Genomic DNA, 23,539 nt, shown 5'->3' with positions numbered 1-23,539 from the left:
ACGCCTGTGCCCGCCCCCTTACCGCTCGATAAAAGCGCGTTGGAATTGATCCAGAATCGGCTTGAACAGGTAGCTCAGCATGGTCCGGCTGCCGGTCTGCATGAACACTTCCGCGGGCATGCCCGAAGAGAGCTGCAGCCCGGCCAGCCGCCGGCGCTCTTCTTCCGGCAGCATGATCCGGACCGTGAAATAGGACATGCTGGTCTGCTGGTCGCGGGTGGTGTCGGGCGAGACGTACGACACCTGACCGATCAGCTGCGGCGTTACCCGCTGGTTGAAGGCCGAGAAGCGGACGAATGCCTGCTGGCCTTTCCGCACCTGGTCGATGTCGTTCGGCTGCAACCGCGCCTCGATCTGCAGATCATCGGAATCCGGCACCACCTCCATGACGGTGTCACCGGCGCGAATGACGCCGCCGATGGTGTGCGCGTTCAGCTGATGGATCACACCCGACGTCGGCGCGCGCATCTCGATGCGCTCAAGGACGTCGCGCGCTGCGACGCTTCGTTCGCTGAGTTCGGCTTCCTTGCCCTGCGCCTCGCCGAGCTCCTTGACGACTTCCGTCCGCACATCCTGGTCGAGCCTGACCATCTGAAGCTTCGCCTCGTCGACCTTTGTTTTGGTCTCGGCGATGGTTGAGGTCAATTGGCCACGTTCACCTTCTATCCTGGCGCTCTCGCGCTGCAAGGCGGTGAGCCGCGCGATCGGCACGAGACGCTTGTCGAAGAGCTCCTGCACGCCCGTGAGTTCGCCGGTGATCAGTTCCAGTTGCTTGGCCTTGGATGCGACCTGCGCCTCCAGGCCCACGATCTCCTCGCCAAGCTGCGATACCTTGCTCTTGAGCAGCTCCTTCTGACTCTCGCGTGCCGTCACCCGCGCCCTGAACAGCGACGCCTCCGAAGCAAGCAGCGTCTTGACATTGGGGTCGTCCAGCCGCGCCGACATTTCCGGCGGAATCGCCGGCCGGGGCTGACCGTCGCGCTCGGCTACCAGCCGCGCGATCTTCGCCCGCATATCGTCGAGCTGCTTGCTGACCACCTGAAGGCTGGCCTGCGCCTGCGTCGCGTCCAGCCGCAGCAGCAGATCGCCGGCGGTGACCCGCATGCCGTTATGGACCGGGATCTGCGCGACCACGCCGCCGGTCGGATGCTGGATGGCCTTGACGTTGGACTGCACCACCAGATTGCCCGGCACCACGACGGCGCCCGACAACGGCACCAGCGCCATCCAGCCGCCTGCCAACCCGCCGACAACGATCAGCGCCCGCAAGCCCGTGCGCAATTCGCCCTCATAGGCGCGCGCCGCCCGGACTACGATGCTTTCGCCGGGCGCGCCCGCCACATCCGCCGATCCATCGCGATTGGCAAGGAATGCGACGCCGGCGGTCAGGCCATTGCGGACGACCCCCGTCACGGAACGTTCGCGCGGCACCAGGCCCGCCGGGCTCGGCGGCGCCAATTGGGGAGCCTCGATGCGCGGCGGCAGCCGTGTGTCGTCGATCGACAAAACCTCCGGCCGCGACCTCGGCATGTTCATGAGCGACGGATCATCGGGCGCGATGATCGGACCGCGCGCCTGCCGTTCATTCCGCCATGAATTGCTTGAGGGAGCATTGCCCGCCAGGCCGCGCATGCCGCTCGCCGGTGGCGGGGCCATGAACTGCGGCTCGCGCGCGCTGCGTCTGCCCCGCGGCGCCGGAGGCTCGGGATCGAGAACCTCGGACTGGGATCCGAAGGGGCCGAGCCAATCCAGCACCCGTCCCATCTTGCCCTTTTTCTTCGACCGCTTCGGCCGGGCCTGGCGCGAACGCCGCGCGCCCGGACCCGGTTCGTCATTCGCCGGGCGGCGAAGCGGCGGCCGCTGGTCTTGCTCGAAAGCCTGTCGCAATCGTTGCAGTTCGAGGATCAGCGCCTGGCCTTGCGGCGCCGCGACGTCGTCATCCGTTCCGCCGAACCGCTGGCGCGCAACTCTTTCATCGGCATGCACGTGGTCAAAACCCTTCATGATGAAACACTCTCGGCAAGCGATGCGCGCTGTTCTGCCTTGGCCTGCGGCGGAGACTGCGGCGATCCCGGCGGCCCCTTGCCGCCAGCGTTGCGGACGCGAGCGAACACTTCTGCGCTCGGGCCGAACGCGATCGCCTTGCCTTCGTAGAGCACCATCGTCATATCAAGCGCGGAGAGCGCGCTCGGGCGATGCGAGATGACGACGACGATGGATTTGTTCTGACGCATGATCCCGATAGCGCGCGTCAAGGCATTCTCGCCGTCGGCATCCAGATTGGCGTTGGGTTCGTCGAGCACGAGCAGGAAGGGATCGCCGAACACCGCCCGCGCCAGCCCTACCCGCTGCTTCTGGCCGGCCGACAGCGACATGCCGCCCTGCCCTATTCGCGTCGCATAGCCCTCCGGCAGGCGCAGGATGATGTCATGGACACCTGCGATCTGCGCGGCCTTCAGGATGGCATCCGAACTCGCGTGTTCGTCGAAGCGGCAGATGTTCTCCGCCACGGTACCGTCGAACAGGCCGACATCCTGCGGGAGATAGCCGATGTGCCGGCCGAGATCTTCGTTGCGCCATTGATCGAGCGACGCGCCGTCGAGCCGCACGGCGCCCCGATGCGCCGGCCAGATTCCGACCAGCGCCTTCGAGAGCGAGGTCTTGCCCGACGCGCTCGCGCCCAACAGCGCCAGCCCGGAGCCGGCCTTGAGCGAAAACGTGACACCCGACACGATCGGCATGTCGAAGCCCGGTGCTGCCACCGCGAGATTCTGCACGGACAATTCGCGGACGGGACGCGGCAGCATGACCGGCGGCGCCGGAGGCTGTGCGGTCGCCTTTAAGATGTCGCGCAGACGCGTGAGGCCCTGGCGGGCGGCGGCCAGTTGCTTCCAGGTGCCGAGCGCGATTTCGACAGGCGCAAGCGCGCGCCCCATCAGGATCGAGGACGCGATCATGATGCCGCCCGACGCCTTGTCGGCGATGACGAGATAGGCGCCGATGCCCAGCATTCCCGATTGCAGGATGTAGCGCAGCACCTTCGCGGCCGAACCGAGATTGGCATAGACGTCGGTCGCGCGGATGTTTTCCTGCAGGTAGCGCTCGTTGGCCTGCGACCAGCGCGCCGTCAATCGATCCGTCATGCCGAGGGCGCGCACGATTTCCGCGTTGCGCTGCGTCGCATCCGCCAGCACCTGCCGCTGCGCGTTCAAGTCCATGGCAGCCTTGGTCGCGCCACGCGAGATCCGCTCGGTCACCAGTGTCATGGCAACGATCGCCGCGGTGCCAAGCAGCGCCGTGAAGCCGATCAGCGGGTGAAACAGAAACAGCCCGATCAGAAAGACGGGGATCCACGGCATGTCCAGAAACGCCGTCGGCCCCATGCCCGACATGAAGGTGCGCACCTGATCGAGATCGCGCAGCGGCTGCTGCATCAGAACCGGCTTCACCCCGCGCAGCGGCAAGGTGGCGAGCGCCGAATGGATCGACCCCTGCAGCGCGCCATCGAACAACGTTGCGATCCGGCAAAGCATCCGCGACCGCATCGCATCGAAATATCCCTGCACCAGGTAGGCGATCAGCACCATCAAGGACAGGCCGAACAGGGTCGCGAGGTTACGGCTCGGAATCACCCGATCGTACACCTGCAACATATAAAGCGAGCCTGACAGCATCAGAATGTTGATGACGCCGCTGAAGACGGCGACGCCGATCATGCGGCGCGCGCTCGCGCGCATCGCGGTCGCGACGGGATCGTCGGCAGCCAGCGTCGACAACAGGCCGGAAATTGCGCGGGGCGGCGGCGCTGCGCGCGCTCGGCTCTGTGCCTGACCCTGAGCGATACTCATTGAACTGCCCTTCGACCCGCTCAAGCGGGTCTCCCTGCAAGTCTCCTTGACGCGCGATGCAGACCATTTTTCGGCGAGAATGCGACGAATGCCGATTGTTCAAGTTCGCTCGTGGGTAGAACGGTGGCAAAGGCCTCGTTGTCGCCTGTCCGGTGTGTGCGCGGCCGAGCAATATTCCGGCACGGGAGGGACAGCGTCTCGGATTTGCGCGATGGACGCCGACATGGGCTGCGATATCCCTCTTTCGAGCGCGTCTAATTCGCCGTTTTTCGGCGCGGCGGGCGTCATGGATTCGTCCGTCTATAACCTTGCTTCGGCGCTCATTGGTCGCTGTGTCGGCCGAATGACGCCACGAAGCTCCGTGATCCTTCATCGTGCGCACATCCTGCTTTCTGGCGGAGGATTGCGCCCATATGTCATGAAACTGAGTGAATAGCAGGGGACGAATGATGGCGGGCTTCGCTGACAAGGAGTATCTTCGCGACGCCGATTTGCCGATCGATGAGGTCGTGAGTCAGCAAGCCGCTCCGGAATCGCCGTCCGCCGTGCCCCCTCCCGACGAAACGCTGCCTGCCAGGCATGCGCCCGGCTCCTCAACCCCTCCAAATCTTCTCGACCTCGGCACGACCTTCAACGGTACGACGCGGTCGCTGGTCGGCGACGTTTGGCAGAACGGCCCCGAGGAGGGCGGCAAGGTATCCGGAAGCGTGACGCCCCATACGAACGATCTCGCGGCGGCACACAGCGGATTGCTGGCCGGGATCAATGCGGGGCAGTTTTCCGGCGCCGCGCTCGGCCATGTTCAGGCGATCTTGTCCGACATCACCACCGCCATCTCGGCAGCCAACGCCTCGGTGAGTGGAGGAGGCGCGCCCGGCGCAGAACAAGCGCTCCGCGCCAGCCATCTCAGTATTCTCAACACCGTCAATACCGATCCCGTGCTGGCGAATCCGGGGACGCAGAACGGGGTAACCGAACCAATCCCGGCGCGCGAGGATGTCCCCGCTGACAAGACGGAGGCCACCGCGCCGGACGCCAATTCGGCGGAGACCACCCATCTGGCGGAGGCCGGCGACGCCGAAAACACGGCGCAGATCGACGAGAACCTCGATGCTGCGATAGCGGAGATGGAAGCGTTGATAGCTGCAAACCCTGACCTGTTCGTTGGGTTGACCGTCGACGATGCCGACGAGATCGTGCAGCAGATCCAGCTCGAACTCAGCCATATCAACAAGGGGGAGGCCCCTCTTGGTGCGGCACAGCACATCAGTGGCGATATCACCGATATCGTTACGGGCGATATCGATCTGGCAAGCATGACTGCGCAGGGCCCGCCGAACCCGCCAGGACAGCAGGCCGTCAACATCGTCAGCGCCAGCGAAACCCAGGCCTCGCCGCCAGTTTCTACCATCGCGACCGGCGATGTGCCGGTCACCATTGTTACGACGGAAGCCCCCACGATCGTCGATCACAGCCAATCGGGCATGCCCGAATTGACACATCATTTACATCACACTTGGGAATAGCGGCGCGCGGCGCGGCCTCCAGCCGTCCCCAAGTCCCGGGGATGCTGGAGGCCGATACATCGAGCAAAGAACGCGTTCGCCGATCCGGCGCACGCAGCGGGCGCAGAGAACAGGTTTTAGCCGGCCTGCGCCGCAAATCTTTAGACGATGGCCTCAATGACGGCTCTGGGGACCATCATTAGTACGGCGGCGACATCGGCGGTTGGAGGAAATCGGCGCGGTTGCTGCCTCGGAAGTGAAGTAGCGGGGCGTATGCGTGAGGCAGCGTAAGACGGACTATGGGACCATCATTCTACACTGGACGTTCGTGGCAGCCTTCGCCGTTGCGCTCGTTACCGGCTTGCGTATCGCGACCGAAACACCCGACCGTACCTGGATCAACTGGTTCGATGCCGTTCTGCCGCGTGACAGCGTATGGATCGCCCATATGCAGGCCGCCATCGTCCTGGTCGCGGTGGCGATCGGCTACATCGTTTATATGCTCCGCTCCGGACTCGGCCGCCGCGTCCAGCTCGACAAAGTTCGCCTGCGCGGGCTGTTTGTCGGCCGCGGGCAGGCGAGGTTGAGCGCCGTGATCGCCCTGATGTACTGGATTTTCTTTGTCACGATGGCCGGGCTATTGGTCAGCGGCGGCGCGCTCTATTTCGGTTTCTACTCCGGCTATGACGTTGCGATGCTGCACTGGGTCGGGACCTGGGTGATCCTCGCCTTTGTCGTCCTGCATGTCTTGACCCAGTTCAAAAGCGGCGGGGCTTCGCAACTGCTGCGCATTTTTCGTCCCGCCCCGCTGCCTGCGCCGCCGCCGCGGCTCGATGCCGTCGAACTGCTGGGCATGCTGGCCGAGCAGTCGGCGCGTTCGCAAGGACCTGAAAACCCGGACGCGCCGCCCGATGCCTCGTCCCACCCGCTGCAGCCGCGCGCAGAGATGCGCCGCGATCGAACGGCTGAGCCGGATCCGGCGCCCCGCCCCCCGGCCGGGCCTGCGCGATCGCGAAACCCGACCCTGCAGGCCAATGCGTTCGTGGTCGCGGCCGCCGCCGCGATCACTGGCGCCTCGCTCATCGTAGCCACCGACCGGCTGGCGGTGGACAGTGTGCAGATTCGCCGCATCGGCGCCGCCGACGCACCGGTCCTCGACGGCGACACGTCCGATCGGGCCTGGCGTGGCGTCAAGCCGTTTTCGTTGCTGACCGGAGAAGGCGGAAACTTCGACGGCAAAGGCGAAGCCAGAATCGAGGTCCGCGCGGTGCATGACGGCACCTATGCGTACTTCCTCTTCACTTGGCAGGATTCGACGCGTTCGCTGAAGCACCTGCCGCTCGTCAAGGAAGCCGATGGATGGCATCTGCTTCATTCCGGCTTTCAGCTCGGCGACGAGCATCAATACAACGAAGACAAGTTTTCGGTGCTGCTGACCACATCGGATGTCACGCTGGCCGGCGGCCGAACCTTTCATCCTGGGCCGCAGCCGGTTGCCGGCGCGCCGGCCACCATGAGCGGCCGTGGACTGCATTACACGGCGTCCGGCTACGCCGACGTCTGGCAGTGGAAGGCCACAAGCGGCGCGACCGGATGGATGGACGACGCCCATTTCGGGCCTCCGTTGAATCCGACCCCGATGCAGGCGGCCAACGTCGTTCCCTACAAGGGCGGCTTCGCAGCCGACCCTGGAACGGCAAACTACCGGGACAACTTCACCATCGAGGCCGACATGTCAGGCGGCCCGCGCCGCAGCCGCTTGATCGCCCCGCTGCGCCTGCCCAAAGTCGTCGCCGCCACGACGGACGCGATGGGCGATATCGACCTCGATCCCAATCATGGCGAGAGCGACGGCGCGCGCTGGTTCATGCCCGAGAAGGATTCAGTTGCCTATTCGACCGATGTCGACGCCCGCATCCCGACCGGAACCGTGATCCCGGGCGTCATCGTGGGCGGCGAATTTTCCGGCGATCGCGCCGATGTTCGATGCGCAGCCCGCTGGGCCTCCGGCCTCTGGGCGCTCGAGGTGCGACGCCGGCTCGACACCACAAGCCAGTTTGACGTGCCGATCAAGACCGGCGTCTTCATGCGGGTCGCCGCTTTCGACCACAGCCAGATCAGACATACACGGCACGTTCGGCCGATTCGTATCGAGGTGGAATAAATGTCAAAGATTTGCAAAGTCACGATCAACGACGAGCCGTTTCTGGCGAATCGCGGCGAGCTTCTGCTCGATTGGGCATTGATGAACGGCGTCGATCTTCCGCACGATTGCCGCGCCGGAATCTGCGGCGCCTGCCGCGTGCGCCTGGTCGACGGCCAGGTGTTCGGCGGCCACAGCCGCGGCGACGACATGATCCATGCCTGCCAGGCCCGGATCGTTTCCGATCTCGAGATTGCGATCGAGGCCGCTCCCGAACCGGTGGCGCTGTCGGCGGAAGTGGCGCAGACCGTCCAGCTCGCGCCCGACGTGGTGGGCGTCGACATCGAACTGCCGAAGCCGCTCGATTATCTTCCCGGCCAATATTGCAAGCTGCAGTTTCAGGGCTTTCCGGCGAGGTCCTACAGCCCGACTTTTCCGCTGGAAGGCGCCCCCCACGATCACATGCTGCACTTTCACATCCGAAAGGTTACGGACGGGCTGGTATCCTCGGCGCTCGGCCAGGAAATCCGCCCCGGGCACCGCGTCAAGCTGACGGGACCGTATGGCCGCGCCTTTTTCAGGCAAGGCCATGCAGGCCGCATCGTTCTCGTCGCCAGCGGTACCGGCTTCGCCCCGATGTGGTCGGTCGCGGTCGCCGCGATCATGGAGCAGCCGCAGCGCGAAATGGTCTTCATCGTGCAAGCCCGCAGCATCCGTTCGCTCTACATGCATGCCGCGCTGTGCCGCCTGGCGCTGTTTCCCAATGTCAGGCTGATCCCGATGGTGTCGGAGCCGCAGCAAATCTCGCACGCGATTCAGAGCGGCCGGCCGACCGATCATTTGCCAAAGCTGTCGCCGGACGACGTGGTCTATACCGCGGGCGCGCCGGCGATGACCGACGCAGTGGCGCGGATTGCCAAGGCTGCGGGCGCAAGGTGCTACACCGACCCCTTCGTGCAGGAACCGCGGACGGTCGAACAATCAGGGTTGATGTCGCGCCTCAGCGGCTGGCTCAACGAGCCCAAAAGCGGGACTATTCCGCCGCAGCCGGCGCGAAAGGCGGCGCCGATGACGCGAGGCGTAGCCGCGGTCGGCGCCGGCAACCGCTAGCTGGTTCATGGTCCATGCTGCGGCTGCGGGAGCCAGCAGGCTCTCGCATCCGGTGTCTGCGATGATCGACGACACCGCTTGCCGCGCGGCGCAGTCGAGCTTGCCCTATTCCTCAGCCGGAGATCGCCGCGATATAGCGCTGGACGGACATCTCGAACGCCGCCTTTGCATTGTCGGCGATGTTGCGGCCCCACCATGCGCCATAGATGCGGTCGAACGCCAGCGGCTCGACCGCAGCCCAGATCCGCCGCACGGCCGACGCATTGAGCGGAATGTAGTTCGGAAAGCTGTACATGAAGCTGAGCGAGCGGCGGTCCATCGCCACCATCGCGACATCGCCAGTAAGTAATGCACCCCTGCCCTCCGCGCCCGCGCGCCAGTGCAGGATCGTGCCGCCGGCGAAATGTCCGCCGGTTCGCACCAGAACAATGTCGTCGGAGAGCCTGTGGTTGTCGCCGGTCCATGGCACGATGGCCGGGTGCGGCCGTGTGACGAAAGCGCGATCGTCGCCATGCAGATAGACCGGCGCGCCGCCGAACGCTTCGCTCCAATCGGCGACCGCGCCATAGTAATGCGGGTGCGAGACGGCAATCGCCTTCAGGCCGCCGAGCGCGCGGACATAGTCGATGGCTTCGCGGGTGGCCAGCGGCACACAATCCCACATTACGCATCCATCGGCCTCGGGCACCAGCAGCGCGCGCTGCCCGATCGCAAAACCCGGCTGCATGCTGATGCCGGGAATGTCGAGGTCGTCACGCCAGACGAGCTTGTAACGTTTCGCCAATTCCTCGCGCGTGAGCCACGCCTGGCCCTTCCAGTTCACAAATTGCCGCTCGTCCTCGCAAACCGGGCAGGCCCGCGGCGGCGCAGCGCTTTCGGGAAACTGGGCACCACATTGTTCGCACGTCCACAGCGGCATGGCGTTGCTCCTATTCGAGGCGCGTTCGGGCTGCGACAGAACCCGCGACCGCACGACCAATCGGTTCAAATGTCAAGGATTCTGGCACGTTACGGGAAGTTTGGGTATTGCGGCCTGAATGGCCGGCGGATAGGCTTCGCTTGACGCCGACCGGATTTTAATCGTCCTGGTTGTCCTAACCTGGGAGCATTTTGCTGCGACCGATTTATGCGGGATGCCATCTTCATGAGGCGCAAGATCGCCGCAATTCTGGTAGCCCACATCGCCGACTACGGCAGGTTGGTCGCCGATGACGAAGAAGAGACGCTGCGGCGAATGGCGTCCTGTCGAACCACCATTGACGACTTCATTGCGATAGCGGGCGGCCGCATTTTCAATACCGCGGGCGATGCCGTTCTTGCAGAATTCCCCAGCGCGGTCGAAGCGGTACGCTGCGCCATCGATATCCAGGAAAGCCTGCGCACGCGGAACCTCGCTTATCCGGCCAGCCGGCAGATGAGCTATCGCATCGGCATTGGTATCGGCGACGTGGTGGAGCGCGAGGGCGATCTGCTCGGCGATGGCGTCAATATTGCCGCACGCCTCGAAGGCCTGGCCGAAGTTGGCGGTATCTGTATTTCACGCGCCGTGCATGAGCAAGTGACCGGCAAGCTGTCCGCGCGATTTATCGACATCGGCGCGCGGAAGGTGAAGAATATTCCGGCGCCGGTTCATGCCTTTGTCGTGGTGACGTGGGACGATGGCCGATCTTCTGGGGCGTCGCAGGCGACTGCCGCTCCGGCAAGCGCAAAATCGGCCAAGTGGCTTTCGGTCGCACTCATCGGCGCCGTCGCGCTATGCACTGCGGCTTTTGCTTTCTTGTCTGTAACCCAGAAGCCCGACGGCAAGGCTTCGTCGAGCCCAACGACTGCCGCAGCATTGCCGCCGGTGTCGACGACCCCACCTCCGGCATCATCATCATCACCTCCGGCATCGTCAGCGCCCGTCCCAGCCGTCCGCCGCACCAGTTCGACTAAAAACGAAGCGGAGGTTACAAAGCGTTCCTTTCAATCCTGCAAGGATCTTGCGGCTCAACGCGGGTGGGGCAGCAATGAATCGCGCGGAAGGACAGACTTTATCACCGCATGCATGAAAGGCGATCTTGATTGAGATCGACGCCTGCCTTCGCGTTCCGTCCAATGGCCTGCCCGACTGAGCGGGCCGTTGATCCATTGACCTGATACCCGATGACCTAATACCCGATCGCCGCCCCATCGCTGCGCGGATCCGAGCCGCCGCTCAATGTGCCGTTCCGCCGGTCGATGGTGATGCCGTGCGCGTGACCGGCCATTTCGTTCCAGGCGTCCCAGCGGTTGATCGCGTGGCCGCGTTGCGCGAGCGCGTCGATCGTAGCTTCGGGGAAGCGGCTCTCGATATGCAGCGTGTCGCGCGCTTCGCCGAGGGCAAAGCGGCCGGAAAGAAACCGCGGCATCTCGATGGCCTCCTGAATGTCGAGGCCGAAATCGATCATCGCCGAATAGAGCTGCATCTGGATTTGCGGCTGGCCATCCGCCCCCATGCAGCCGAGCACGCTCCAGAGCTTGCCGTCGCGCTTGGCCATCGAGGCGATCAGCGTATGCAGCGGGATCTTGCCGGGTTCGAGGCGATTGGGGTGATTGCGGTCGAGCGAGAAATAGGCGCCGCGGTTTTGCAGGATGACGCCGGTGTCTCCCGCAACCACGCAGGAGCCGAAGGCGCCATACAGGCTTTGAATCAGCGACGCCGCATTGCCGTCGCGATCGACGGCGGCGACATAGACCGTATCGCCGGACAGGCTGCCGAACGACGGCACCATGTCCCATTTCAATGCCGACCTCGCGTCGATCAGCCGGCCGCGCTCGGCCGCGTATTCTTTCGATATCAGCCGCTCGACCGGCACATCGGCAAACGCGGGATCGGCGAGCACCTGGTCGCGGTCGTGGTAGGCGATCTGCTTGGCCTGTACCAGCAAATGGACCTGGTCGGGCCCGAGGAAATCCTTTCGGTGCAGTTGGTGGGGCTCGACGAGATTGAACATTTCGAGCACGGTAAAACCCTGCGTCGGCGGCGGCGTGTTGAAGACCGTAACGTCGCGGTAGCGGCCAACAAGGGGAGCGGCCCAGACGGCCCTTTGCCGGCCGAAATCGGCAAGGCGAAACAGGCCGCCGTTTTCCTTGGAGAACCGCGCCATCTCGGCGGCGACCGGCCCTTCATAAAAGCCGGACCACCCGTCATCCGCGATCGATTGCAACGTGCGCGCCAGGTTTGCGTTGGCAAGCTTCGCGCCCGACCGCACTGCCGCCCCATCGGCAAAGAAAAGCGCTGCGGCCGCTTGATGCCGCACCAGATCATCGCGCATCATCTCGATGAAGCTTGCAAGGCGGCCGGTGACCGGAAAGCCGTCGCTTGCATACCGGATGGCGCTTTCCAGCACGCGCCGCAGCGGAAGCCTTCCATAGGCATCGTGCGCCTCGATCCAGCTCGCAACTCCACCCGGCACCGTCAAGGTCGCCGGCACGATGCCCCGCAGCGGGATTTCATTCAGCCCGCACGCTTCAAAGGACGACAGCGTGGCGCCCTTCGCCGCCTTGCCGCCGCCGTTGAGGGAGCGAATCTCGCCGCTCGCGCCGTCATGAACGAGCCAGAACGCATCGCCACCGAGACCGGTCATGTGCGGATAGACAACCGACAGCACCGCGCTGGCCGCGATCGCTGCGTCGATGGCGGAGCCGCCGGCGCGCAGCACGTCAAGGCCGGCCGCGGAGGCGAGCGAATGCGGCGACGTCACCATGCCATTCGAGGAAAGCGCGACGGGCCGGCCGGTACGAATGTCCAATTCAAGCCCCCGAATCTGCTCAGACGCCGATCAGGCGCGGATCCGCCTGATCATGTAATTGTCGTAGCGTATCGAGCCTCTTGGGGAAGGACGTCGTGAGACGCCAGCGCACGGCGGGGGCCGATTGGGCGATGGCGGGCGCGCTGATTGCGGTAGAGGCAACGGCCGCACCTGCGACCTTGAGGAGCTTCCTGCGATTCATGGTCAGTCTCCTTGTTCGATGAAACGAAAAGCTGATGGCGGGCCTTCATCCGCAGCACGAATCCTTGTCCCTGTTATCGCGGCTCGCGCTGTTTCGGTCGGGCGGCAGATCCATCGCCGGATTCTCGGCAAAGAAGCCGTTCGGCTTCAGCGTGAAGCCGACATACTCGACCGGCATCACCGGAAAATCTTCGGGACGGCAGACATGCGTGGCCCCGAAACTGTGCCAGACGACGATATCCTGGTTTTCGATCGAACGGTTTTTCGCAACATATTTCGGCAGACCGTCACCCCCGGCATGCTGGTTCGGGAATTCGCCGCTCGCATAACGCTCGTCGGGCGCGTAGCGCGTCACCCAGATGTGCTTGGTCGCAAAGCCGCCGCGCGAGGTCATGTAGCAGCCCTCCTGCGCGAGCATCACGGGCGCGCTGTGCGCCAGGAGCTTGTAGGCCGTCGGGCCGCCGACGCTGTTCTTATGATTGGGATTGGTGATCTTCCAGTAGCGTCCCGTCCGGCCGTCGGCCTCGCGGACCGCGTCGCGTTCGCGCGCGAGAAGGCGCGACGTCGTATCGAAGACGTTGCCGTAGGGATTGTCCGTCCCCCATGGCCGCGGGTGGAACTCGTGCTCGGTGACGCTATTGCCCTCACCATCCAGCATCATGTGGAGGCGGGCATTGAAGAAATGCTGGTGGGTCGGACCGCCGAGATCTTCAGCGACCATGCCGCCCCACGGATAGGGATTACCCGGCGCGATCGCCGCCGTCTGGATGATGCCGGTGAGCTTGACCTCGAGCTGAATGGTACCGTCCTGGTAGAAATACCAGAAGAATCCGTAATCGTAGTTTCCGACGGTGGTGAAGAACGAGATGACGAGCCGACGTGACCGCCGCACCTCGAAGGTCTCATTGCGGAATTCGTAGTGCTTCCAGAGGATCCCGTAATCCTCTTCGTGCAAGCAGATCGCGTTCTTCATCACGGATGGCTTGCCGTAATCGTCGGCGACCGGCACATCGAAATAATGGATATGGCCGAGGCAGTCGCAGCCGAGTTCGAGTGCGTTGGCGAGCTTGCCCAGTCCATACTCCCCGGCGTCGAACGCGCATTTCCAGAAATGATTGGCGGTCGGATCGGCATAGGGAACGATCATGTCGGTGACGCTGGCCCGGTAGATGATCGGCCGTTCGCGCTCACGATCGCGAAACGAGATCTGGTGCAGCACGAGACCCTCGCGCGCGGTCCAGCCGACACGGAACGACCAGTTCTGCCAACAGACCTTCCAACCCTCGACCGAAAAGCTCGGGCCGTCCTTTTGCACCACATCCAGCGGCTTCACGTCCTTGCGCGTCTGCGGGATCGATGCCCGGTCATAGTTGCGCGATTTCTTCGGGATCGGAATCACGTCGGGCTCATCGACCAGATGGACGATCCTGTTCTCGATCAGGTCGACGAGCGCGACCACGCCTTCGATCGGGTGCGCATAGCCGTTGTCCTTGAGGTCCTTCCGCCAATAGGAAACGGCGCTGACCAGCCTGCGACCCTTCTCCACCTCGCGGTCGAAATAGCCGGCCGAAAACGGGTCGACCTGAACCAGCTCGATGTCCTCATCCTTCAGGCCCCGCCGCTTCATCGCACGCCGCCAGTCCGCGTCGGCCTTGACGATGTCGCCGACCTTGAACACTTCCTCGATCGTGATCGGGGGCTGGCCGTAGGGATGGAGCTTGGTCGGATACTCGCGCCACGCCGTCACGCGCTTGGAATCGAGATCTAACGTCGCGACATGCGTCGCGCCGGTCTTGCTGTCGAACAGGGTGACAGCGGCCCGCCGCCGCAGCCCGGCAGATGGCTTCCATTCGAGGACGTCGGACTTGGCCGGCTCTTCGAGCTGCACGTGCGTAAATCGCGCGTGCGGGCCGAGCCGCTTTTCCGTCCTCAATACTTCGGACGCCAGCGCGACTTCGGTCTCGCTGAGCGGATCGAGCGGATGGCCGGCATCTGTGCCGGCGGATGGCTTTGTGCGTACCATATCGGACCGAATTCTCCAGAATTTGGCCGCAGGCTACGGCGGCCCGAGCCGCTGCGTCTTGAATGAACCTGCCACGTCCGGCGGTTTGGCCCTTGCCAGAGCGACCGGTCCTGGGCGACGCTGGGGGACCACAAACCGGATCTTGTTCGCACGATGCCGATCAGCGTCTCCACCGACCCGATCCGCCCGGCCGAGCGAACAGCCTATTGGACCGAGGCGATCTGCCGGTCATTCGCCAGTGTCGAAACCAAGCCGCTCGGCTCTGCAGTCGTCAGCGGTCATTTCGAATTCGTCGAAATCGGCGGCGCTAAGCTGGTCCGCTTCGACAGTAGTCCACAATGCTACACCCGCGATGCCCGGCTCGTGAACATGGCCGGTTCGGACGAATTCATGTTCGATTTCCAACGGCGCGGCCGAAGCTCGATCGTGCAAGCCGGAAACGAAAGCACGATCGAACCGGGATACGGCGTGCTCTACGATGCGCGGCGTCCGTTCGAGGATCGGCTGTTCGGTCCCGAGCAGCGCGTGGAACTGCTGATCGCCACCGTCCCCGCCTCGTCGCTGTTGCGATCCGTCCCCGAAGCGGAGCGACTATGCGCGAAGCCTATCCCCTTGTCCGGGACGATTGCGCGCGCGATTGCCGCGCTGGTACGCGACGCGATCTCCGTGCCGGACGCAGCGGCAAGACAAAACGAGCCTGACATCGTCGCTTATCTATCGGCGATACTGCGCCTTGCCGCCGGCGCAAGCCATGAGCTCAGCCGCCCCGGCCTGTTCAGGCTGATCGACACTTACCTGAGGGCAAACATCGCCACGATCCGGCCGGCGCCGGCGCTTGCCGCCGAGTTCGGCATTTCGGAGCGAACCTTTCATCGCATCTTCGCTGACCGCGCGACCACGTTCGAACGCCATGTCCTTCATCTGCGTGTCGAATTGTTCAAAGACCTGCTGCGGCAGGCTTCGTTGGCAAGCGTTCCGATCGCAAGGCTTGCGCATCAATGCGGCTTCGCCGATGCCGCCCACGCCACGCGCACGTTCAAGGACAGATTTGGCGCCACGCCACGGGATTTTCGCGCTAGCCCACCAACCGGCTAAGCCTCGCAATAGCTGCGATACCAGCTGGCGAACCTGTGGATGCCGTCCTCGATCGGAGTTGCCGGGCGGAAGCCTACGTCACGCACGAGATCATCAACATCGGCATAGGTCGTCGGCACGTCGCCCGGCTGCATCGGCAGCAGTTCCTTGTTGGCCTTGCGCCCCAGCTCCTGCTCGAGGAGACCGAGCACGAGCATCAATTCCTGCGGCTTGTTGTTGCCGACATTATAGATGCGCCAGGGGGCAATGCTCGATCCCGGGTCCTGAATTCCGTTCAACCCGACTTGCCCAACCTGCGGCGGGAGCTCGATCAGGCGGACCAGCGCTTCCGTCACATCGTCGACATAGGTGAAGTCGCGAAGCATCCGCCCCCCGTTGAACAGCTTGACCGGATCGCCGCGGACGATCGCGTCCGCAAACACGAACAGCGCCATGTCGGGGCGATACCAGGGGCCGTACACCGTGAAGAAACGCAAGCCGGTGCACGGTATCCCGTAAAGATGGCTGTACGAATGCGCCATCAACTCGTTGGCCTTCTTGCTCGCGGCATAAAGGCTGATCGGGTGATCGACGTTGTCGTGCACCGAAAACGGCAGCTTCCTGTTGGCCCCGTAGACGGAGGATGAGGATGCGAACAGCAGATGACGGCAGCCATTGTGCCGGCATCCCTCCAGAATATTGGTGAAGCCGACCAGATTGGCGTCGACATAGGCGTGCGGATCCCTGAGCGAGTATCGTACGCCGGCTTGCGCGGCCAGGTGGATGACGACGGGAAACCGATACCGCGCAAACAGCGCCGGTATCGCCACGCGATCCGCCACGTCAAGCCTTTCGAACTGAAAGCGCGGGTCGTTGCGGAGGATATCGAGCCGGGCCGCCTTCAGCCGCGGATCGTAGTATGTGTTGAGATTGTCGACCCCGACGACGCGGTGGCCGGACTGCAGCAACCGCTGCGCCACGTGGAATCCGATGAACCCCGCCGCCCCCGTTACCAGAATTGCCTGATCCGACATCATGCGCGCACCCTATCCGATGTGATGACGGCCTCTACGCATCAGTATCAGTACGCCACCGATTTCGGCCGACCGACGCCGCAGTACAGAAAGCCGTTCCGCTCCACTTCTTCCGGAGAGTAGATGTTGCGCAGATCGACGATGACCGGGCAGGCCATGATGGTGGACAATTCCTTCAGATCCAGCGCGCGAAACTGCTCCCATTCCGTGACGATGACGAGCGCGTGACATCCTTTGGCGCAACGATAGGCGTTTTCGCTAAAGGTGACGTTCTCGAACACCTTCTTCGCCTGCTCCATGCCGACGGGATCGAAAACGCGAACCTCGGCGCCCATGTCCTGCAGCGCGGTGATCAGCGGAATCGACGGCGCGTCGCGCATGTCGTCGGTATCGGGCTTGAAGGTTACGCCAAGTACCGCGATCGATTTTCCGCGCAGATTGCCGCCGAACGCGTTGGCGACCTTGCGCGCCATCGCCCGTTTGCGCTGATCGTTGACGGCGACCACCGTTTCCACGATTCGCACCGGCGATTCATTGTCCTGGCCGGTCTTGATCAGCGCCATCGCATCCTTCGGAAAGCAGGATCCGCCAAAACCCGGGCCCGCATGCAGGAATTTCTGGCCGATCCGGTTGTCGAGGCCGATGCCGCGCGCGACTTCCTGCACATTGGCGCCGACCTTTTCTGCAAGGTCCGCGATCTCGTTGATGAAGGCGATCTTGGTGGCGAGAAAGGAATTCGCGGCATATTTCGTCAGCTCGGCGGTGCGGCGATCGGTATAGAGGATCGGCGAAGCGTTGAGGTGAAGCGGCCGGTAGACCTCGGCCATCACGCCGCGGGCGCGTACGTCATCCGTTCCGATCACGATCCGGTCCGGATGCTTGAAGTCGCGGATCGCGGCGCCTTCGCGCAGGAACTCGGGATTCGAGACGACGGTGACCGTGGCGGCGGGATTCTCTTCGCGGATGATGCGCTCGACCTCGTCGCCGGTGCCGACCGGAACCGTCGACTTGGTGACCACCACCGCCCGCTCCGGAAGCACGGCCGCGATCTCGCGCGCCGCCGCATAGACATAGGACAGATCGGCATGGCCGTCGCCGCGGCGCGACGGAGTGCCGACCGCGATGAACACCACTTCCGCTTCGCTGACGGCCGACTTCAGATCGCTCGCGAATGAAAGGCGACCTTGTTCAACATTTCGCGCCACCAGTTCGGCCAGCCCCGGCTCGTGAATCGGCATCTCTCCGTTGTTGAGGCGGTCAACCTTTTCCGCGTTGCTGTCGATACAGACGACCTGATGCCCGAAATCGGAAAAGCACGCCCCTGACACCAGCCCGACATAGCCGGCGCCAATCATCGCTATATGCATTACGGTTCCTGTCTGAAAAGCCGCGCGCAGCGTTGGCTGCGCCGACAAAAGATGGCGGTGAGACGATGAGCTAACTGCTCAATATCGATTCGCCATCGAGATGACGGGGAAAGAAAAAGAAGTTGTTGACGTAGAACCGTCCGTCCTTGCGGCCGCCATCCGGCCGCAGCGCGCCGGCATCCTGGAGCCTGCGGGAATCGAACTGCTCTACGCCGATCACCTCACTGTCTTTCAGGAAGAAGCCCCGATAGGATTTATCCCGGAAGAATTCGAACACCAGGCGCGTCGCCTCGGCGCGATGGCGGTCTTCCGCCTCCACCAAAAATACCGGCTGACACCGCTCCAGAAGTTCGACGGCGCCGTTCAGGACATTCAACTCGTGACCTTCGACGTCGATCTTCACGAACGCCACATCCTGGTCGATGACAGCATCAAGCCGCGCGATCGGCACGTGGGCAGAGACCAGGCTGGCCGAAGAGCCGTTTCGCGCCTCCAGCGAGGCCAGACCATGGACCAGGCCGTCTTCGCCCTGCGGGACGAACAACTCGGCATCGCCGTCATGATCCGACAAAGCGATCTCGTGGACGCTTACATTCCGCGCCGAGGTTCGGCGCAGCAGCCGTGCCATCTGCTGCGAAGGCTCGAAGGCATGAACCTGCCGGGAGAGGCGCGCCAGCCGCCGCGTGTACAGGCCGCAGTTGGCGCCGACATCGACCGTCACCGCGTCATCGGGAATCACCTTGTCGAGATAGGACAGTTCCCGCTCGGCCGATTTGGGCCGCTTCATGAAATGCCATTGCAGCCATATCGAGGGAAACGCGTCCTTCACCAGTTCCTTGACCTGTTGCTTTGCGTTCATCGCCGCCTCCCTTGGTGTCGCACGCACAGAATTCGCCGCGGCATGCGTCGTCCTCGATGCGGATGCTGCCTCCCACCCAGCCGCACCTCAGACACGGTCATAGATATCCTGCACGCGAACGATATCGTCCTCGCCGAGATAGGCGCCCGACTGGACTTCGATCAGATTCAGCGGAACCTTGCCGGGATTTTCCAGACGATGCATGCATCCCAGGGGCACGAAGATCGACTCGTTCTCGCGCAAGAGGATTTCCTCGTCGTCGCGCGTGACGATCGCGGTGCCGTTCACCACGACCCAATGCTCGGCGCGGTGATAATGTTTCTGCAGCGACAGCTTGGCGCCGGGATTGACCGTGATCCGCTTGACCTGAAACCGGTCGCCTGAATGGATCGACTGATAGTAGCCCCAGGGACGATGGACGCTGTGAGTCTGGGTCGCCGACCGGTGGCCGTTTGCCTTCAGGCGCTCGACCAGCTTTCCGACATCCTGGTCGCGCTTGCGGCTGGTCACGAGCACCACATCGGGCGAGGTCGCGATGACGAGATCCTCGACCCCGAGCGCCGCGACCAGCTGCCCATCGCCGCGGACATAGCAGCCCGAGGTGTCTTCCATCACCGCATCGCCAATCACCACATTGCCCGACGGATCCTTTTCCGCCATCGACCACAAGGCCGACCAGCTTCCGACGTCGCTCCAGTCGAACGTCGCGGGCACGACCACGGCATTGTCGGTCTTTTCCATGATCGCGTAGTCCATCGAGATGGCAGGGCAGGCCTCGAAGGCCCGTTCATCGAGCCGAAGAAAATCGAGATCGCGGGTCGCGCCGGTCAGCGCCTTGCGGCAGGCGGCGAGCACGTCCGGAGCCCGTTGCGCCAACTCGTCGATGAACTGGCGGGCCGGCAGCAGAAATATGCCGCTGTTCCAGACATGCTGGTCGCAGGCCAGCAGGCGCTCCACCGTCACCAGATCCGGCTTCTCGACGAAGCTGGCCACACTGCGAATCGACGAAGCGGCCTCCCACTCGTCGCCCATCCGGATATAGCCGAAGCCCGTCGCCGCCGATGAGGGCCGGACGCCGAACAGGACGAATCGGCCGTATCGCGCGGCCGTGACGCCCGCCGATATGGCGGCGCGAAACGCGGCGTGATCGCGCACCCAGTGATCCACCGGCATCGCCAGTATCACGGCGTCAGGATCGCTTTCACTGGCGAGCAGCGCTGCAATCGCGACCGCAGGCGCGGTGTTTCTTCCGAACGGTTCGAGCACGATGGTCGGACGATCGACGCCGACCGCGCGCAACTGCTCGCCGATCGCGAAACGGTGCTCGGCATTTGCGATCACCATCGGCTCGGCAAAAAGCGCGCGATCGTCGACCCGGAGCGCCGTTTGCTGCAGCAGAGTGTTCTCGCCGAGCAGCGAGAGCAATTGCTTGGGGTAGGTTTCGCGCGACAGCGGCCACAGCCGCGAGCCGGCGCCACCTGACAGGAGAACGGGTACGATACGGCCGCGCGGCTCGATCATCGCCATGGCATGGTCCTTCGATGTCTTGACGTTGGTCAGAATCCGCTTCCCGACAGGAATTCCTTGCGGATGGTGCGGATGATGATCATGACGTCCATGCGCAGTGACCACTGCTCGATGTAATGCAGGTCGTAATCGATCCGCGAGACCGCAGGCCCAAACTCGGCCGTGCTGCCCCTGCAGCCGCTGACCTGCGCGAGCCCGGTAATACCGGGCCGCGCCGTATGGCGCTGAAAATAATATGGCACGAGATCTTCGTAGGGCAGATCCGCGGCCAGCATTCCCGGAACGTGCGGCCGCGGCCCGACCAGCGACATGTCGCCCTTGATCACGTTGATCAGTTGCGGAATCTCGTCGAGGCTGGTCTTGCGCAGAATTCGCCCCACCGGCGTCACGCGCGCATCGCCCTGGACCGTCTGCCTTACACCGCGCACATCACCGACATCGTTACGCATGGTGCGGAACTTGTAGATCTTGAAGCGGCGGTTTCGATAGCCGTAGCGGTATTGAAAGAACAGCACCGGGCCCGGCGACGTCGCCTTGATCGCCACGGCAATCGCAATCAGGAGAGGCGCGAAAAACAGCAATGCGCCGCCTGCCGCGGCGATGTCGAAGACGCGCTTTGCGATCGACGACGACGGCTCAGTCCGCGCGACACGGCGCGAACGCCGGCGGCCTCGATACGCACGATGCGTACCGCCGCCGGCAAACTCGACAGGACGGACCGAAATCTGAGTCCGCTCTCTCCGAATCGGCGTGACGTTGTTCCGATCGAAGTTGGCTGTCACGATCGAGCTCATGACTCTCCTCTCTTGCTGAAACCGGACTGTGATCGAGCGATTCGAGTCGCTCGGCACCGCGCGTGACGACTTCGCGGCAGCGAACGTCAGCACTTTCCGCGAGCGCGAACGCCCGCCGATCGGTAAGACTTTCCACAATCTTGAGCGAAATTTGGCGCGAAAGCGAAAATGTCGTGTGGAACAACGCAACGGAATCTTTACCGTGATTTGTGCGACGCGATATTCCGGTTTGTTCGGAAGCGCTTAGTTTCGATTTGCCCGGTTAACGGGCTGCGTGTGACTCGATGCAGCTATGCATATTCGAAAATCTCGGAACAAAATCGCCTCTTCGATTCTCGACATAAAATTGAACAATGCAGCGTCGCTATAAGGGCAACAAATGGCCGTCACGCCGTTGTCTTGAGCGAGATCGTTCATCGAAAGCTAGCGATCCACCACAGCCTGACGACAGACGGTGATTGAAGCGCACAAGCTGGCGCGATGATCGCCAGGCTTCGAAGAAAAAACAGAGACGGCAGCGATTCGCGAGCCGTCCACTTCGCGGAGCAAATTCCGGGGAGGCGCCCATGATGGCCGAACGTCTGCACAGCCGCGCGCTGGTTCCGCACGACAGAGCGCTGCCTGACCGCAAGCTCAGGAACCGAATCATCATCGGGAATGTGATAGCGTGGGTGGCGATCGTTATCCTGATCGCTCTGCTCTTTTTCTAGACACCTCGTCTCGGCGTGCTGCGTGATGGATTGACCGCCACCCGGTTCCATGATCGACATCGCACACCATGCACCAGATGTCCGCGGCACCCTCGCGCTCCGTTAACGCTTCGGCGCCCGCCGCTACACGCATCTATGCGGTCGGTGACATCCACGGCCGGGCCGACCTGCTGAGCGAAATCACGGCGCGCATCGATGACGACATCCGGCGCCGACCGGTCGCGCATACGGTAGAGGTCTATCTCGGCGACTACATCGACCGCGGACCGCACTCCAGGACGGTGATGGATTTGCTCGCTGTTCGACTCGTCGCCAATCGCGCGGTGTGCCTGCGCGGCAACCACGAGGCTGTGATGGAAGGATTCCTTCAGGATCCGGCTATCCTGCAATATTGGCAGCAACTGGGCGGCATGCAGACGCTTGCGTCCTATGGTGTCGAGCTGCGCAACGGAACCGAGACGGCGAACGATCTGCATCGCCGCTTTCTCGATGCGTTCCCGCGTGAACACGAATTGGTCATGCAGTGCCTGCGTAACCAGTTCAGCTGCGGAGATTTTCTGTTCGTTCACGCCGGCATTCGTCCGGACGTTCCACTCGATGATCAGGATCCCAACGATCTGATCTGGATTCGAGATGAGTTTCTCGACTGCACGCGGAACCACGAACGATTCGTTGTGCACGGCCATACGCCGGTGCCGCATCCCGACATCCGTTCCAACCGGATCAATATCGACACCGCTGCATGGCGAACGGGAACCCTGACCTGCATTGCGATCGAAGGATCGACGATCCTGTTCTTGTGACACGGATGCAACGACTTGTGATTGCAGTGCGCGCATCTTTCAGCAGATGGAACTCCCGCTTCACATTTTTTTGCCGTGTTTTCTTCTCAATGATCGACGGCTGTACGTGCATTCACGGAGATGCAGCCATGCAGCAACGGTCGCCCAGCGCTGGCCTGACGCTTCACTTACTTCTTTTCGTCTTTGCGATCGCCGGCATCAGTGCCGGCCTTTCGGTTCATGCTTCAGCACAGACGCCACCATCCGCAGCGTCTGCGGAAAGTTACATCCTTGGCCCGAACGACCGAATCAGGCTGAAGGTCTACGGCGAGAGCGACATCACCGGCGAGTATGAGATCGACAACACCGGTCAGGTCTCGATTCCACTCGCGGGCCATATAAAGGCTGCGGGCGCCACGACGCGGCAACTCGAGAAATCGATCGCATCCGCGCTTGCAAAGGGAATCGTGCGCGATCCGCGCGTGAACGTCGAGATCGCGCAGTATCGCCCGTACTACATCCTCGGCGAAGTGAAGAAGAGCGGCGAATACCCGTATCGTCATGGGTTGACGGTGATGGACGCGGTCGCAAGCGCCGGCGGGTTCACGTACCGGGCCAATGAGAACAAGGTCTTTCTGCGCCGCTCAGGCGCCGGTACGGAAGAGATCTTGCCTCTCAATGCTCCTGTTCCGGTTTTCCCGGGCGACAACATTCGGATTCCGGAACGCTACTTCTAGCGTCGCGGAACCGTAGATGAGATGCATGCCGCTTGCGTGCCGATGACGACGT

At 63.2% G+C, this 23,539-nt stretch carries 18 protein-coding genes and 2 pseudogenes; 9 read left to right on the top strand and 11 right to left on the bottom strand.

All coding sequences use genetic code 11. From position 1 onward, the window contains the following. Nucleotides 1-18: 18 nt before the first annotated feature. On the bottom strand, nt 19-2,004 hold the full coding sequence (locus C7G61_RS30790; RefSeq protein ID WP_108520934.1) for an HlyD family type I secretion periplasmic adaptor subunit: 1,986 nt from the start codon (nt 2,002-2,004) through the stop codon (nt 19-21). Further along, nucleotides 2,001-3,716, bottom strand: a complete 1,716-nt coding sequence (locus tag C7G61_RS30785; protein ID WP_108521088.1) for a type I secretion system permease/ATPase — start codon at nt 3,714-3,716, stop codon at nt 2,001-2,003. Before C7G61_RS30785 ends, C7G61_RS30790 begins: the two co-directional genes overlap by 4 nt. 343 nt (nt 3,717-4,059) lie before the next feature. Between C7G61_RS30785 and C7G61_RS44100 the strand changes: the two genes are divergently transcribed. The 4 genes from C7G61_RS44100 (at nt 4,060) to C7G61_RS30770 (ending at nt 8,606) form a co-directional block, all read left to right on the top strand. Then, on the top strand, nt 4,060-4,284 hold the full coding sequence (locus tag C7G61_RS44100; protein WP_145963711.1) for a hypothetical protein: 225 nt from the start codon (nt 4,060-4,062) through the stop codon (nt 4,282-4,284). Nucleotides 4,285-4,297: 13 nt separating this feature from the next. Next, nucleotides 4,298-5,374 carry a hypothetical protein gene (locus tag C7G61_RS30780; RefSeq protein WP_145963710.1) on the top strand — a complete coding sequence of 359 codons (1,077 nt, stop codon included), beginning with the start codon at nt 4,298-4,300 and terminating at the stop codon, nt 5,372-5,374. A 256-nt stretch (nt 5,375-5,630) separates the two neighbouring features. Next, nucleotides 5,631-7,517, top strand: coding sequence for an ethylbenzene dehydrogenase-related protein (locus tag C7G61_RS30775; RefSeq protein ID WP_108520929.1), 1,887 nt, complete (start codon nt 5,631-5,633; stop codon nt 7,515-7,517). Then, nucleotides 7,518-8,606 (top strand): 2Fe-2S iron-sulfur cluster-binding protein, encoded by a 1,089-nt coding sequence (locus C7G61_RS30770; protein ID WP_108520926.1) that lies wholly within the window; start codon nt 7,518-7,520, stop codon nt 8,604-8,606. Between the two features lie 112 nt (nt 8,607-8,718). On the opposite strand, the gene C7G61_RS30765 is transcribed toward C7G61_RS30770, so the two are convergent. Beyond that, a complete protein-coding gene (locus tag C7G61_RS30765) occupies nt 8,719-9,525 on the bottom strand; it encodes an MBL fold metallo-hydrolase (protein ID WP_108520924.1) in 807 nt (268 codons plus the stop codon). Between the two features lie 225 nt (nt 9,526-9,750). On the opposite strand from C7G61_RS30765, the pseudogene C7G61_RS47535 reads away from it, so the two are divergent. Continuing rightward, a pseudogene (locus C7G61_RS47535) lies at nt 9,751-10,251 on the top strand (adenylate/guanylate cyclase domain-containing protein); the annotation flags it as partial. Nucleotides 10,252-10,756: 505 nt separating this feature from the next. Here the strand turns inward: C7G61_RS47535 and ggt are convergent. From ggt to C7G61_RS30745, 3 genes and pseudogenes are all read right to left on the bottom strand, one after another. Beyond that, the gene (gene ggt / locus C7G61_RS30755; RefSeq protein ID WP_108520921.1) at nt 10,757-12,379 is read right to left on the bottom strand and encodes a gamma-glutamyltransferase; all 1,623 of its coding nucleotides are present in this window, start codon (nt 12,377-12,379) and stop codon (nt 10,757-10,759) included. 64 nt (nt 12,380-12,443) lie between these two features. After that, a pseudogene (locus C7G61_RS30750) lies at nt 12,444-12,581 on the bottom strand (twin-arginine translocation signal domain-containing protein); the annotation flags it as partial. A 45-nt stretch (nt 12,582-12,626) separates the two neighbouring features. Then, entirely contained in the window at nt 12,627-14,603 is a 1,977-nt protein-coding gene (locus tag C7G61_RS30745; protein ID WP_108520917.1) for a primary-amine oxidase, read from the bottom strand. 153 nt (nt 14,604-14,756) lie between these two features. Here C7G61_RS30745 and C7G61_RS30740 point away from each other — a divergent pair, with 153 nt between their 5' ends. After that, a complete protein-coding gene (locus tag C7G61_RS30740) occupies nt 14,757-15,698 on the top strand; it encodes a helix-turn-helix domain-containing protein (protein ID WP_108520914.1) in 942 nt (313 codons plus the stop codon). Here C7G61_RS30740 and C7G61_RS30735 read toward each other — a convergent pair. The 5 genes from C7G61_RS30735 to C7G61_RS30715 form a co-directional block, all read right to left on the bottom strand. Continuing rightward, nucleotides 15,695-16,711, bottom strand: coding sequence for an NAD-dependent epimerase (locus tag C7G61_RS30735; protein WP_108521086.1), 1,017 nt, complete (start codon nt 16,709-16,711; stop codon nt 15,695-15,697). The genes C7G61_RS30740 and C7G61_RS30735 overlap by 4 nt on opposite strands. 47 nt (nt 16,712-16,758) lie before the next feature. Then, on the bottom strand, nt 16,759-18,078 hold the full coding sequence (locus C7G61_RS30730; RefSeq protein ID WP_108520912.1) for a UDP-glucose dehydrogenase family protein: 1,320 nt from the start codon (nt 18,076-18,078) through the stop codon (nt 16,759-16,761). Nucleotides 18,079-18,148: 70 nt separating this feature from the next. After that, complete coding sequence (locus tag C7G61_RS30725) at nt 18,149-18,937, bottom strand: FkbM family methyltransferase (protein WP_108520910.1); 789 nt, start codon at nt 18,935-18,937, stop codon at nt 18,149-18,151. A gap of 87 nt (nt 18,938-19,024) precedes the next feature. Further along, entirely contained in the window at nt 19,025-20,458 is a 1,434-nt protein-coding gene (locus tag C7G61_RS30720) for a mannose-1-phosphate guanylyltransferase/mannose-6-phosphate isomerase (protein WP_108521084.1), read from the bottom strand. Nucleotides 20,459-20,493: 35 nt separating this feature from the next. Next, nucleotides 20,494-21,258: a sugar transferase gene (locus tag C7G61_RS30715; protein WP_108520907.1), complete on the bottom strand. Its 765-nt coding sequence runs from the start codon at nt 21,256-21,258 to the stop codon at nt 20,494-20,496. Nucleotides 21,259-21,824: 566 nt separating this feature from the next. On the opposite strand from C7G61_RS30715, the gene C7G61_RS44945 reads away from it, so the two are divergent. The 3 genes from C7G61_RS44945 to C7G61_RS30700 all read left to right on the top strand — a co-directional run bounded on the left by C7G61_RS44945 (nt 21,825) and on the right by C7G61_RS30700 (nt 23,487). Continuing rightward, entirely contained in the window at nt 21,825-21,968 is a 144-nt protein-coding gene (locus C7G61_RS44945) for a hypothetical protein (RefSeq protein WP_190242037.1), read from the top strand. A 77-nt stretch (nt 21,969-22,045) separates the two neighbouring features. Beyond that, the gene (locus C7G61_RS30705; RefSeq protein WP_190242045.1) at nt 22,046-22,771 is read left to right on the top strand and encodes a metallophosphoesterase family protein; all 726 of its coding nucleotides are present in this window, start codon (nt 22,046-22,048) and stop codon (nt 22,769-22,771) included. A 5-nt stretch (nt 22,772-22,776) separates the two neighbouring features. Continuing rightward, nucleotides 22,777-23,487 (top strand): polysaccharide biosynthesis/export family protein, encoded by a 711-nt coding sequence (locus C7G61_RS30700; protein ID WP_244608542.1) that lies wholly within the window; start codon nt 22,777-22,779, stop codon nt 23,485-23,487. Nucleotides 23,488-23,539 lie beyond the last annotated feature (52 nt).

Source organism: Bradyrhizobium algeriense (assembly GCF_003062295.1).
In the GTDB taxonomy this organism is placed as follows: Bacteria; Pseudomonadota; Alphaproteobacteria; order Rhizobiales; family Xanthobacteraceae; genus Bradyrhizobium; species Bradyrhizobium algeriense.
The sequence above is the reverse complement of the archived record's forward strand: the minus strand, read 5'-3'. Positions and strand labels throughout refer to the sequence as shown.

Excerpts from the sequence above, each read along its gene's own strand:
- C7G61_RS30790 (WP_108520934.1), bottom strand. The coding sequence starts at position 2,004 with ATGAAGGGTTTTGACCACGTGCATGCCGATGAAAGAGTTGCGCGCCAG.
- C7G61_RS30785 (WP_108521088.1), bottom strand. The coding sequence starts at position 3,716 with ATGATCGGCGTCGCCGTCTTCAGCGGCGTCATCAACATTCTGATGCTG.
- C7G61_RS44100 (WP_145963711.1), top strand. The coding sequence starts at position 4,060 with ATGGACGCCGACATGGGCTGCGATATCCCTCTTTCGAGCGCGTCTAAT.
- C7G61_RS30780 (WP_145963710.1), top strand. The coding sequence starts at position 4,298 with ATGGCGGGCTTCGCTGACAAGGAGTATCTTCGCGACGCCGATTTGCCG.
- C7G61_RS30770 (WP_108520926.1), top strand. The coding sequence starts at position 7,518 with ATGTCAAAGATTTGCAAAGTCACGATCAACGACGAGCCGTTTCTGGCG.
- C7G61_RS30765 (WP_108520924.1), bottom strand. The coding sequence starts at position 9,525 with ATGCCGCTGTGGACGTGCGAACAATGTGGTGCCCAGTTTCCCGAAAGC.
- C7G61_RS30745 (WP_108520917.1), bottom strand. The coding sequence starts at position 14,603 with ATGGTACGCACAAAGCCATCCGCCGGCACAGATGCCGGCCATCCGCTC.
- C7G61_RS30740 (WP_108520914.1), top strand. The coding sequence starts at position 14,757 with ATGCCGATCAGCGTCTCCACCGACCCGATCCGCCCGGCCGAGCGAACA.
- C7G61_RS30735 (WP_108521086.1), bottom strand. The coding sequence starts at position 16,711 with ATGTCGGATCAGGCAATTCTGGTAACGGGGGCGGCGGGGTTCATCGGA.
- C7G61_RS30730 (WP_108520912.1), bottom strand. The coding sequence starts at position 18,078 with ATGCATATAGCGATGATTGGCGCCGGCTATGTCGGGCTGGTGTCAGGG.
- C7G61_RS30725 (WP_108520910.1), bottom strand. The coding sequence starts at position 18,937 with ATGAACGCAAAGCAACAGGTCAAGGAACTGGTGAAGGACGCGTTTCCC.
- C7G61_RS30720 (WP_108521084.1), bottom strand. The coding sequence starts at position 20,458 with ATGATCGAGCCGCGCGGCCGTATCGTACCCGTTCTCCTGTCAGGTGGC.
- C7G61_RS30715 (WP_108520907.1), bottom strand. The coding sequence starts at position 21,258 with ATGAGCTCGATCGTGACAGCCAACTTCGATCGGAACAACGTCACGCCG.
- C7G61_RS44945 (WP_190242037.1), top strand. The coding sequence starts at position 21,825 with ATGATGGCCGAACGTCTGCACAGCCGCGCGCTGGTTCCGCACGACAGA.
- C7G61_RS30705 (WP_190242045.1), top strand. The coding sequence starts at position 22,046 with ATGTCCGCGGCACCCTCGCGCTCCGTTAACGCTTCGGCGCCCGCCGCT.
- C7G61_RS30700 (WP_244608542.1), top strand. The coding sequence starts at position 22,777 with ATGCAACGACTTGTGATTGCAGTGCGCGCATCTTTCAGCAGATGGAAC.